The following is an 11,993-nucleotide window of genomic DNA, read 5'->3' as shown; positions in this document are numbered from 1 at the left end:
ATGCCCCCTTCGATCGACGACGATCGCCCCCTGCTCACGCTCGAGAACGTCAGCAAGTCGTTCGGCCCCGTGCGGGTCATCGACGACGTCACCGTGCACGTCCGGCCCGGCAAGGTGCAGGTGCTGCTCGGTGAGAACGGCGCCGGCAAGTCCACCCTCATCAAGATGATGTCGGGCGTGTACCAGCCCGACGCCGGCCGCGTGCTGGTCGACGGTGAGGCCGTCCACCTGCCGAACACGCACGCCGCCGAGAAGCTCGGCATCGCGACGATCCACCAGGAGCTCAACCTCGTCGCGTCGCTCAGCGTCGCCGAGAACGTCATGATGGGGCGGTTCCCGACGCGGTTCGGCCTGGTCGACCGCAAGGAACTCAAGAAGCGCGCCCGCGCCGCGCTCGACCTGATCGGGCTCGACGTCGACGTCGACCAGAAGGTCGGCGAGCTCGGCATCGCCCGCCAGCAGCTGGTCGAGATCGCGAAGGCGTTGAGCATCGACGCGCGCATCCTCATCCTCGACGAGCCGACCGCGGCGCTGACCCGCCACGAGACCGAGATCCTCTTCCGGGTCGTCGAGCAGCTGCGGGCCCGCGGCGTCGGCATGCTCTTCATCAGCCACCACCTCGACGAGATCGCCGAGATCGGCGACACCGTGGCCGTGCTGCGCGACGGCGCGTTCGTCGCCGAGCTGCCCGCGTCGACCGACGAGGACGAACTCGTCCGCCTGATGGTCGGCCGCGACATCGAGCAGCAGTACCCGCGGACGCCCGGCAGCCAGGGCGACTCCCCCGTCGTGCTCGAGGTGCGGGGCCTGACCGGCTCGGTCTTCCGCGACGTCTCGTTCGACGTGCGGGCGGGCGAGGTGCTCGGCATCGCCGGGCTCGTCGGCGCCGGTCGCACCGAGGTCGTGCGGGCCATCGCCGGGGTCGACAAGTACGACTCGGGGTCCGTGAGCGTCCGCGGCAGGCGCCTCAAGAAGGGCGACGTCGCCGGGGCCATCGCCGCGGGCGTCGGCCACGTGCCCGAGGACCGCAAGGCGCAGGGGCTCGTGCTGGGCGCCTCGGTGAACGACAACCTCGGCTACGCCACCCTCGCCAGCAGCTCGAAGGCCGGCCTGGTCGACTTCGCCGGGCAGCGCGCGAAGGCCGACGAGGTCGCCTCGACCCTGCGGATCCGCATGCGCGACATCGACCAGGAGATCGGCTCGCTGTCGGGCGGCAACCAGCAGAAGGCCGTGTTCGGCCGATGGATCATCGCCGGCTCGACGGTGCTGCTGCTCGACGAGCCCACCCGCGGCGTCGACGTCGGCGCGAAGGTCGAGATCTACGAGCTGGTGAACCGCATCACCGACGCCGGAGGCGCGGTCGTGATGGTCAGCAGCGAACTGCCCGAGGTGATGGGCATGAGCGACCGCATCCTCGTGATGCGCGACGGAGTCGTCGCCGGCGAGGTCGCCGCGGCCGACGCCACCCAGGACACGCTGATGACGCTCGCGGCGCGCGACGTCTCCGAGACGAACTGACCCGAGAAGCACGGACCGAGGAAGACACCCCATGACCACCACCACCGTGAAGGCGCAGCGACGCTCCTTCGACATCAAGACCTTCCTGGCCGCGAACGGGGCCCTCGTCGGGCTCGTCGTGCTCTGCCTGGCCCTCTTCATCGCGACGCCGGACTTCCTGACCGGCCGCAACCTGCTGAACATCGGCATCCAGGTGTCGACCGTCGCCGTCCTGGCGTTCGGCATGACCTTCGTCATCGTCGCGGGCGGCATCGACCTCTCGGTCGGTTCGGTCGCCGCGCTGTCGGCGATGGTCTCGGGTTGGTTCTTCGCCTCGGCGGGGTTGCCCGGCGGCCTGGCGCTCGCGCTCGGCCTCGGCACCGGCCTCGTGGCCGGCCTGGTCAACGGCTTCGCCAGCGCGTACGGCAAGCTGCCCTCGTTCATCGCGACGCTCGCCATGCTGAGCGTCGCGCGCGGCCTCACCCTGGTCGTCTCGGACGGCCGCCCGATCGCGACTCCCCCGGCCGTGTCGTTCCTGGGCGGCAACATCGGGCCGGTGCCCGTGCCGATCATCGTGCTCGTGCTGGCCGCGATCGTCGCGTCGTTCATCCTCAACCGCACCGTCATCGGACGCTCGATGTATGCGGTCGGCGGCAACGCCGAGGCCGCGCGCCTCTCGGGCCTGCCGGTCAAGCGCATCGTCGTCACCGTCTTCGGCCTGGCCGGGCTGTTCGCGGCCCTGGCCGGCCTGCTGCTCGCCGGTCGCCTCGACTCGGCCCAGCCGCAGGCAGCCTCGGGCTACGAGCTCGACGCCATCGCCGCGGTCGTCATCGGCGGCGCGAGCCTGGCCGGCGGCGTCGGCCGCATCTCGGGCACCATCATCGGCGCCCTCGTGCTCGTGGTCATCCGCAACGGCCTCAACCTGCTCAACGTCACGTCGTTCTGGCAGCAGGTCGTCATCGGCCTCGTCATCGCCCTGGCCGTGGGCGTCGACGTGCTGCGACGCAAGACCCGCAGCAGCTGACCGCCGGGCCCCGTCGAGGGCGCGGCCGCGCGGGTCGCACCGACAGCCGAGGAGGCGCGGTGCGAGCCGGACGCGCGGCGTCGCGCCTCAGCGGGGCGGCGGCAGCTGCGGGGCCCGGCCCTGCGGCCGTCGCCGCGGATGCCGGCCCGGGTCCTCGTTAGTCGACCCGCGCCTCCTGATCTCTTCCCCTTTCCCCCCTCACCACCCCAACCCCCGAAGGACACACGATGAAGTTGACCTCGTTCCGCAAGGCCGCCACCGTCACGGCGATCGCCGCCCTGGTCGCGACCGGCACCGCCGGCTGCAACCGCACCCCCGCCGGAGAGGCGGACCGCCCCACGGTGGTCCTGTCGCTCAGCACCCTGAACAACCCGTTCTTCGTCGAGCTGCGTGACGGCGCGACCGCCGAGGCGAAGAAGAAGAACGTCGACCTCGAGATCGTCGACGCCCAGAACGACTCGGCCACCCAGGCCAACCAGCTCGCCACGGCCGCCTCGACGGCCGACGCGGTCATCTTGAACGCCGTCGACAGCGACGCCGCCGGCCCCGCCGCCAAGGCGCTCAACGACGCCAACGTGCCGATCGTGGCCGTCGACCGTGCGGTGAACGGCGCCGACGTCGCCTCGTTCGTCGCGAGCGACAACGTCGCTGGCGGCGAGCAGGCCGCCAAGGCCCTCGCCGAGGCGATCGGCGAGAAGGGCGAGGTCATCGTGCTGCAGGGCGTCGCGGGCACCTCGGCCAGCCGCGACCGCGGCGAGGGCTTCACCAAGGGCATCGCCGCCTACCCCGACATCACCGTCGTCGCGCAGCAGACCGCCAACTTCGACCGCGCCACCGCGCTCGACGTGACGACCAACCTGCTGCAGGCGCACCCGAACGCGGTCGGCGTCTTCGCCGAGAACGACGAGATGGGCCTCGGAGCGATCCAGGCGCTCGGCTCGCGGGCCGGCACCGACGTCAAGGTCGCGGCCTTCGACGGCACCGAGGACGGCCTCAAGGCCATCGAGGCCGGTACGCTCTCGAGCACGATCGCGCAGCAGCCCGCCGAGCTCGGCGCCCTCGCGGTCGACCAGGCGGTCAAGGCGATCGACGGCGGCAGCGGCGACGAGGGCCCCTCGGACCAGGCCGTCGAGGTCATCACCGTCACGAAGGAGAACGTGGGTGACTTCCTCGAATGAGTGGTTCTAGTACGGACGCAGCGGGCGTAGGAGGCGCGGGTGCGGTCGGCGCGGAGGCTTCGGTTCCGGCCGGCGCGGCTGGCGCAGGCGGCGCGGCTGCCTCGGCCGGCACGGTCGTCGTGGTCGGGTCGATCAACGTCGACCAGGTCGTGACCGTCGACCGCCTGCCCCTGCCCGGAGAGACCCTGATCGGCTCGTCGATGACCCTCTCCCCCGGCGGCAAGGGTGCGAACCAGGCCGTCGCCGCCGCCCGTCGCGGTGCCCGCACCGTGATGATCGGTGCGGTCGGCGACGACGGACGCGCCGACGACGCCCTGCCCTACCTGCGCTCGAGCGGCGTCGACGTCAGCGGCGTCGACACCGTGCCCGGGCCCACGGGCCTGGCCGTCGTCAGCGTCGGGGGCGACAGCGAGAACACGATCGTCGTCGTCCCCGGGGCGAACGGTGCCGTCGGAGCCTCGCTCGTCGACGGGCACGCGGGTGTGCTGGCCGACGCCGCGGTGGTCGTCCTGCAGGGAGAGATCCCCGTGGACGGCATCGCCGCCGCCGTGCAGCACGCCGGCGGGCGCGTGGTGTTCAACCTCGCCCCGGTGATCGACGTGCCGGTGGACGTGGTCAAGGCCGCGGATCCGCTGGTCGTCAACGAGCACGAGGGCCGGCTGCTGCTGGCGGCGTGGGGTGCTGCGGGTGCTGGTGCTGGGGCTGCCGCGGGCTCGGCCTCCGGCTCGGACGCGTCGGCTGTCGGCTCCGCTTCGCCCGCCGCGTCGGCCGCCGGTCCGGACGAGGAGGCGCGGGTCGACGACGAGTCGGTCGTCGCCTCCCTGCGCGCCCAGGGGGTCACCTCGGTCGTCATGACCCGCGGTGCCGCCGGGGCGATCGTCTCGGACGCGTCGGGCACCGTGGCGGTCGCGTCGCCTCGCGTGGTCGCCGTCGACTCCTCCGGAGCGGGAGACGCCTTCGTCGGCGCCCTCGCCGCCGGGCTGGCCGCGGGTTCGTCGCTGCTCGAGGCCGCCCAGGACGCCGTGCGCGTCGGGGCGTACTCGGTGACCGGCGTCGGCACGCAGGCGTCGTACCCGACGCTCGACGACGAGCTGCCTGCTGCTGCTTCGTCGTCCGCTGACGCTGACGCTGACGCTGCTGCTGCTGGCTCTGCGGCGACCGCCGCTCCGACGGAGGGGTCGGCGGATGCCGACTCGACTGCCGGGGTGACGTCGTGAAGCGCGGCGGCCTGCTCAATGCGCAGCTCAACCACGCGGTGAGCGGCCTCGGACACGGCGACCTCGTCGTCGTCGCGGACTGCGGCCTGCCCCTGCCGGCCGGAGTCCCCGTGGTCGACCTCGCCGTCGTCCACGGCCTGCCCGCCTTCTCCGACGTGCTCGACGCGCTGACGGCCGACGTGGTGTTCGAGGCCTGCACGGCCGCGGACGAGAGTGACGACTCCCCCGCCGGTGACTGGATCACGTCCCGCTTCGACGACGTGGCCTACGTCTCGCACGACGAGCTGAAGCGGCTGTCGGGTGGGGCGCGCCTCCTCGTCCGGACGGGTGAGGCGACCCCGTACGCCAACGTCGTCCTGCGCTGCGGCGTCCCGTTCTGAGGCACCTGCTCCCCCCCGAACCCCGTTCGCGAAGGTGAACCCCGATCGATCGGGGTTCACCTTCGTGAACGGGGTTCTTGGCCGTTCTGCCCCGCCGTCCCTCCCCCGGCCCGGCCGCCCTCGACCACCCATGAACCCGGTTTCGAACGATGAACCCAGAAGCATCCGGGTTCATCGTTCGAAACTGGGTTCTTCGTCGTGCGGGGACGGGCCGGGGCGGGCAGGCGGGCTGGGAGGCGCGGGCAGGAGCCGCGGCGCCAGGCCTCGCGCCGGTCTGGCGTCGCCCTTCGAACCCCGTTCGCGAAGGTGAACCCCGATCAACCGGGGTTCATCCTCGTGAACGGGGTTCTTCCCCGTTCCGCCCCGCCGTCCCTCCCCCGGCCCGGCCGCCTTCGACCACCCGTGAACCTGATTTCGAACGATGAACCCGGAAGGAACCGGGTTCATCGTTCGAAACCGGGTTCTTCGTCGTGCGGAGGCGGGCCGGGACGAGCAGGAGGGCGGGCAGGCGGGGGCAGGAAGCGCGGTGCGGGAGGCGCGGTGCCGGAGGCGCGGTGCGGCAGGCGCGGTGCGGGAGGCGCGGTGCGGGAGGCGCGGTGCGGGAGGCGCGGTGCGGGAGGCGCGGTGCGGGAGGCGCGGTGCGGGAGGCGCGGGGTGGCAGGCGGAGGGCAGGCGGCACGGTGCGGGAGGGCGGATGCGGCCCTGACCAGGGGCTTCGCAGGGCCCGCCTTCGGGGGTTACCGGAAGCTGAACGCGAGATGTGTCGCTACCGGTCGCCGTGCCTCCTTGTCAAGTTCTTTGTGCACAGGCAGATGTCAAATCGGATGTCTCAACCCCCGGTTTAGACAATCTTTTCCACACAGGTGTGGAATACGAAAAACCCAGGTCAGAGGGAGGTAAACCAACTGAAGTATCTCGTTGTCCACAGCGTGATCCACAGTTCTCCCCAGGGCCGCCCGGCGTTTCTCACCGGTTCTCCCCAGAGTTATCCACAGGTGCATTTGCTGTGGAGAACTCGGTGTCCATAAGGTGTACCCGCGCTCGTCAGGGGTGGGTCACGGCGGTTCGGCAGGGGGATGTCGGGGGTCTGTCGTACAACTGCTCTGAGCGTCTTCGGTGCTGCCCCGCACCCACCCGATTCTCTCTGGAGGACCCATGTCGATCGCCCATCTCGGTCTCGCTCCCGACGCGTCGGACGACCGCGGTCGCGATCGTGGGGGCCCCGTCGGCATGGACCGCGTCCCGCCGCACGACCTGCTGGCCGAGCAGAGCACCATCGGCGGCATGCTCCTGAGCAAGGACGCCGTGGCGGACGTCATCGAGACGGTGCGCGGCATGGACTTCTACGTGCCCAAGCACGAGGTCATCTACGACGCCATCCTGGGGCTGTACTCGCACGGCGAGCCCACCGACGTCATCACGGTCAGCGACGAGTTGATGAAGTCCGGCGATCTGTCGCGAGCAGGAGGCGCGGAGTACCTCCACACCCTCACCGGCGTCGTGCCGACTGCGGCGAACGCGGGGTACTACGCGTCGATCGTCGCCGAGAAGGCTGTGCTGCGCCGTCTGGTCGAGGCCGGCACGCGCATCGTGCAGATGGGGTACGCGAGCGAGGGCGAGGTCGTCGACCTGGTCAACAACGCGCAGGCCGAGGTCTACAACGTGGCCGGGGGAGTGCAGACCGAGGACTACGTGCCGCTGAACGAGGCGGTGACGGTCGCGATCGACGAGATCGAGGCGGCCAAGGGTCGTGACGGTCAGATGACGGGTGTGCCGACGGGGTTCGCGCAGCTCGACGCGTTGACGAACGGGTTCCACCCGGGTCAGCTGATCATCGTGGCGGCGCGACCGGCGCTCGGCAAGTCGACGTTGGCGCTCGACCTGGCGCGGGCGGCGTCGATCAAGCACGGGCAGGCGTCGGTGTTCTTCTCGCTCGAGATGGGGCGTAGCGAGATCGCGATGCGGCTCATGTCGGCCGAGTCGAGCGTGCCGCTGCAGAACATGCGCAAGGGCACGGTCGACGCGCGGGACTGGACGAACATCGCGCAGGTGCGGGGGCGCATCAACGACGCTCCGTTGTTCATCGACGACTCGCCGAACATGACGCTGGTCGAGATCCGGGCGAAGTGCCGCCGGCTGAAGCAGCAGCACAACCTGAAGCTCGTGGTGATCGACTACCTGCAGCTGATGACGTCGGGCAAGCGGGTCGAGAGCCGTCAGCAAGAGGTGTCGGAGTTCTCGCGTGCGCTGAAGCTGATGGCGAAGGAGCTGCAGGTGCCGGTGATCGCGCTGTCGCAGCTGAACCGTGGCCCCGAGCAGCGTGCCGACAAGAAGCCCGCGATCAGCGACCTGCGAGAGTCCGGTTCGCTCGAGCAGGACGCCGACATGGTCATCCTGCTGCACCGCGAGTCCGCCTACGAGAAGGACAACCCCCGCCAGGGCGAGGCCGACTTCATCGTCGCCAAGCACCGCAACGGCCCCACCGACACCATCACCGTGGCGTTCCACGGCATGTTCTCGCGGTTCGTTGACATGCCGAGCTAGCGAGCCGCCTCGCGGGCGTCGGGTTCGGGCACGCACTGCAGCCCCGAGCTCGTGTTCGCCGCGAGTTCGAGGGCGTGGATCCACGCAGGGTTCACCTGGGGGGTCCGCGAGCCGTAGTACTTGAACAGCAGCAGCACGGCCGGATGCAACCAGATGGTCTGCCTGCCCTTGCCCACCGTCTGTTCGTCGCGCCACGAGAAGTAGAACGACTCCTGCCGTCGCAACTTCATGCCGATGACGATCTGGAAGTGCAGCAGCAGTCGGTCGTCGAACTCCACCGACGCCACCTGGTCGTACGTGAGTCTGCCCATGGTGTCACCCCTGAGAGTGGGCGACGCGAGGCCCTAGCGGCCAGGCGTCGCGGCCCGGGCCCTGCACCAGCGGAGCCGGGTCCTCCGACGGTAGCCACATCACGGGACGGCCACAAGAGCCGCCGGGTGGGCGCCGTCACGTGCCTCGACGTCGGTGCTCATCGGCGCGTGGTCAGCTCTGCGCCAGGTTCGTCACCAGGTTCAGGGTGGTGGCGATCAGGACGGTGCCGAAGAGGTACGACAGCAGCGCGTGGGGGAGCGCGGTGCGTCGGGTGCGGGTGTCGTCGGGTTCGACGTCCGGTGCCGAGTACGACATGCCGATGGTGAAGGCCAGGTAGGCGAAGTCGCTGTAGGTGGGAGGCGCCTCCTGCTTGACGTCGAAGCCGCCGCGGTCGTGGTCGACGTAGTAGATGCGGGCGTACTTCAAGGCGTAGACCGTGTTGACGAGGGCCCAGGCGACCATGGTGGCGAGGATGCCCAGCACGACGGTGGCGACCGACACGGGGTCGCTGGCGTCGCGTGCCTGCACGAGCGCCGTCAGCATGGCCGCGACGCTCGCGAGGCACGCCACGACGAGGGCGTCGTCGGTGAGGCGTGAACTGGACTCCTCGTTCGCCAGGCGCTCGGTGCCCGCCGGGTCCTGGGGCCAGCAGGCCCGCCACACGTGCACGAGGGCGATGAGGCCGGCCGTGCACCACGCCGCGAGGGGCCCCAGGGTCGGTGCACCGGCGAGGGCGACGGCCACGCCGACGGCGACCCCGATGGCGACATAGAGTCCCGTCCGTCGGGGGGACAGGATGCGGTCGTCCATCGGGGTCCTCGGTTCTCGGTCGCGGGGCCGGTCCGGGTCCGGTCCGGGTCGGTTCGGTCGGATCAGCGGGCCGACGGCACGGCGTCGGGGTGCAGCACGACCTTCGTCCAGCCGTCGTCGCGGGCGTCGAAGTGCTCGTAGGCCTGCGGGGCCTCCTCGAGCGACAGCTCGTGGCTGACGATCCACGACGGCTTCGCCTTGCCGCCGGCGATGAGGTCGCGCAGGGCCCGGTTGTACTTCTTGACCGGGCACTGGCCGGTGCCCATGGCCTGCCCGCGGAACCAGAACTGGCCGTAGTCGAACGGGATGACGCCCTGCTTCGCCAGTTCGTCGGGCGCGCCCGGGTCCTGCGGCACGTACACGCCGACCACGCCGATGTCGCCGGTGAACCGGACCGACCGCACGAGACGGTTCAGGGTCAGGTTGGGCTGCTCGACGCCGTCGGGGTCGTGGGCCTGGTAGCCGACGCACTCGCAGCCGTTGTCGGCCCCGAGCCCCATGGTCAGGTCGAGGACGGCCTCGACCGGGTCGACGGACGAGTCGTCGATGGGGATCGCCCCGATCTCCTCGATCTTGGCGAGCCGGTCGGGGTGCCGGTCGACGACCATCACCTTGCTCGCCCCCTTGATGATCGCCGAGTAGGCGGCCATCGCGCCGACCGGCCCCGCCCCGTAGACGACGGTCTGGTCACCGGGCTTCACGTGGGCCATCTCGGTCGCGTGGTAGCCGGTGGGGAAGATGTCGGCGAGCATGACGTAGTCGGTCTGCCGTTCTTCGGCGTCCTCGCCCAGGCGCAGGCAGTTGAAGTCGCCCCAGGGCACGCGCAGCAGTTCGGCCTGCCCGCCGGGCCACGGGCCCATGTCGGCGAACCCGAAGGCGGCGCCGGCCCAGGCGAGCTCGGGCTGCGCGGTGAGGCAGTAGTTGGTCAGGCCCCGTTCGCAGTTCTTGCAGTGTCCACAGGCCACGTTGAACGGCAGGACGACCCAGTCGCCGACCTGCACCTTGTCGACGGCCGAGCCGACCTCGATCACCTGGCCCAGGTTCTCGTGGCCGAACCAGCGGCCGGTCTCGAAGTCGGTGCGGCCCTCGTACATGTGCAGGTCGGACCCGCAGATGTTGGTGCTGGTGATGCGGACGAGGACGTCGGTGGGCCGCTCGATGCGGGCGTCGGGGACGTCGCTGACCGAGACCTTCCTCGGGCCCTCGTAGACGACTGCTCTCATGATCTCTTCCCTTTCTTCGGTGGTGGGGTGACGGATGACGGAGGTGCGGTGCCGGGTGGTGGGGGAGGCGCGCCTCCTCTGGTGGGTGGGGCGCGCCTCCTCGGGGTGACGGAGGCGCGGTGTCAGGTGCCGGGACGGAAGACGGCGCGGACGCAGCCGTCGTCCTTGGCCTTGAACATCTCGTAGCCCTCGGGCCCCTGTTCGAGCGGGAGGACGTGGGTGGCGAGGTGCTCGGTGCTGATCTCACCGGCCGCGATGCGGTCGAGGATCATCGGGATGTAGCGGTGGCCGTGCTGCTGGGCGCCGCGCAGGGTGAGGCCCTTGTTCATGACGGCTCCGAGGGGGAACTTGTCGACGAGTCCGGCGAAGACGCCGAGCGTGAAGACGCTGCCGCCCTTGCGGCAGGCGTAGATCGCCTCGCGCAGTGCGGTGGGCCGGTCGGTCTGCAGTCGCAGCTGCTGTTTCACCTGGTCGTAGAGGTGTTGGACGCCGGTGCCGTCGGCCTCCATGCCGACGGCCTCGATGCAGACGTCGGGGCCGCGGCCGCCCGTGCGCTCCTTGAGTTCGGCGAGGACGTCGTCCTGTGCGAAGTCGAGGGTCTCGGCGCCGATGTGGCGTCGCACCTGGTCGAGCCGCTCGGGCAGCTGGTCGATGACGACGACCTGCTCGGCACCGAGCAGCATGGCGGCGCGGGCGGCCATCTGGCCGACGCCGCCGGCACCCCAGACGGCGACGGTGTCGCCGGGGGTGATGCCGGCGAGGTCGGCGCCGGTCCACCCGGTGGGGGCGGCATCCGAGGCGAAGAGGGCCGCCTCGTCCGAGACACCGTCGGGGACGGGAAAGGCACCGTGGTCGCCGTAGGGCACCCGGACGTAGTCGGCGTGGCTGCCGGCGAAGCCGCCCAGTGCATGGCTGTACGCGAAGCATCCGCCGATGGGGGAGCCCCAGAGGGTCTCGGTGATGGCCGGGTTGGGGTTGCCGTTGTCGCACAGTGAGAACAGCTCGTGGGTGCAGTACCAGCAGCGGCCGCAGGCGACGAACGAGCAGACCACGACGCGCTCGCCCACCTTGCGCTCGCGGACGGCAGACCCGACCTCGACGATCTCGCCCATGAACTCGTGGCCCAGGACGTCGCCCGACCGCATGGTGGGGATGTAGCCGCCGAGCAGGTGCAGGTCCGACCCGCAGGTGGTGCTGAGGTGCACCTTCACGATGACGTCCTGGTCGTTGAGGATCGTCGGGTCGTCCACGGTCTCGACCGAGGTCTCGTTGACGCCGGTCCAGGTGAGGGCTCTCACAGCAGTCCCTCCTCGTCGGCACGGTCGGTGGCTTCGTCGACGAGGGCACCGGTGGGGGTGGCCTTGCGCTCGCCGTGGGGTGTCGGGTCGACGCGCAGCACCTCGTCGGCCTCGATGACCTGCTTGGCCCGTCGGAGTGCGACGCGGATGCTCTCGGCGGCCTCGTCGGCGTCGTCCTTCGACGGAGCGGGATCGCGGAGGCGGGCGCGCAGCTCGGTGCCCTTGTCGCCGGCGGCCGGTCGCATCTCGACCTCGACGCGGTCGCCGAGGTCGGCGAGGAAGGGCGGTTTGTGGCCGTCGGCGCAGACGTGCTCGGGGTCGGCCAGGACGGTGACGGCCTGCCAACGGGCTCGGGACTCCTGCGGGGAGCCGGCGCCCTCGTCGGGCCGACGGTGGTGTCGTCGTCCGACGACGACCGCGGCGGCGGCGGTGGCCACGGCGGCGACGCCGGCGGCCCCGGCACCGGTCAGGCGGCCGGCCATCAGACGGCCCGCCACGGCGGGGGAGCGG

The 11,993-nt window shown here is 70.9% G+C and carries 11 protein-coding genes; 6 read left to right on the top strand and 5 right to left on the bottom strand.

The features are described 5' to 3' along the window. The 6 genes from ABID81_RS06285 (at position 1) to dnaB (ending at position 7,840) form a co-directional block, all read left to right on the top strand. Positions 1–1,518, top strand: coding sequence for a sugar ABC transporter ATP-binding protein (locus tag ABID81_RS06285; RefSeq protein ID WP_354593961.1), 1,518 nt, complete (start codon positions 1–3; stop codon positions 1,516–1,518). Between the two features lie 31 nt (positions 1,519–1,549). Further along, a complete protein-coding gene (locus ABID81_RS06280; protein ID WP_354593960.1) occupies positions 1,550–2,521 on the top strand; it encodes an ABC transporter permease in 972 nt (323 codons plus the stop codon). Between the two features lie 227 nt (positions 2,522–2,748). Continuing rightward, entirely contained in the window at positions 2,749–3,699 is a 951-nt protein-coding gene (locus ABID81_RS06275; RefSeq protein WP_354593959.1) for a substrate-binding domain-containing protein, read from the top strand. A 119-nt stretch (positions 3,700–3,818) separates the two neighbouring features. Further along, on the top strand, positions 3,819–4,916 hold the full coding sequence (locus tag ABID81_RS06270) for a ribokinase (protein ID WP_354593958.1): 1,098 nt from the start codon (positions 3,819–3,821) through the stop codon (positions 4,914–4,916). Then, positions 4,913–5,296, top strand: coding sequence for a D-ribose pyranase (gene rbsD / locus ABID81_RS06265; RefSeq protein WP_354593957.1), 384 nt, complete (start codon positions 4,913–4,915; stop codon positions 5,294–5,296). Before ABID81_RS06270 ends, rbsD begins: the two co-directional genes overlap by 4 nt. A gap of 1,155 nt (positions 5,297–6,451) precedes the next feature. Further along, positions 6,452–7,840, top strand: a complete 1,389-nt coding sequence (gene dnaB / locus ABID81_RS06260; RefSeq protein ID WP_354593956.1) for a replicative DNA helicase — start codon at positions 6,452–6,454, stop codon at positions 7,838–7,840. On the opposite strand, the gene ABID81_RS06255 is transcribed toward dnaB, so the two are convergent. From ABID81_RS06255 to ABID81_RS06235, 5 genes are all read right to left on the bottom strand, one after another. Beyond that, positions 7,837–8,151 (bottom strand): DUF7882 family protein, encoded by a 315-nt coding sequence (locus ABID81_RS06255; RefSeq protein WP_354593955.1) that lies wholly within the window; start codon positions 8,149–8,151, stop codon positions 7,837–7,839. The two genes, dnaB and ABID81_RS06255, sit on opposite strands and share 4 nt — an antisense overlap. A gap of 172 nt (positions 8,152–8,323) precedes the next feature. Further along, entirely contained in the window at positions 8,324–8,962 is a 639-nt protein-coding gene (locus ABID81_RS06250; RefSeq protein WP_354593954.1) for a DUF1345 domain-containing protein, read from the bottom strand. A 62-nt stretch (positions 8,963–9,024) separates the two neighbouring features. Then, complete coding sequence (locus tag ABID81_RS06245) at positions 9,025–10,185, bottom strand: glutathione-independent formaldehyde dehydrogenase (protein WP_354593953.1); 1,161 nt, start codon at positions 10,183–10,185, stop codon at positions 9,025–9,027. 122 nt (positions 10,186–10,307) lie between these two features. Continuing rightward, entirely contained in the window at positions 10,308–11,483 is a 1,176-nt protein-coding gene (locus ABID81_RS06240; protein WP_354593952.1) for a zinc-dependent alcohol dehydrogenase, read from the bottom strand. After that, the gene (locus tag ABID81_RS06235; RefSeq protein ID WP_354593951.1) at positions 11,480–11,965 is read right to left on the bottom strand and encodes a hypothetical protein; all 486 of its coding nucleotides are present in this window, start codon (positions 11,963–11,965) and stop codon (positions 11,480–11,482) included. The genes ABID81_RS06240 and ABID81_RS06235 overlap by 4 nt, the downstream gene beginning before the upstream one ends. Positions 11,966–11,993: the final 28 nt, after the last annotated feature.

The sequence above is a fragment of the Frigoribacterium sp. PvP054 genome, from assembly GCF_040547465.1.
Lineage (GTDB): Bacteria > Actinomycetota > Actinomycetes > Actinomycetales > Microbacteriaceae > Frigoribacterium.
The sequence above is the reverse complement of the archived record's forward strand: the minus strand, read 5'-3'. Positions and strand labels throughout refer to the sequence as shown.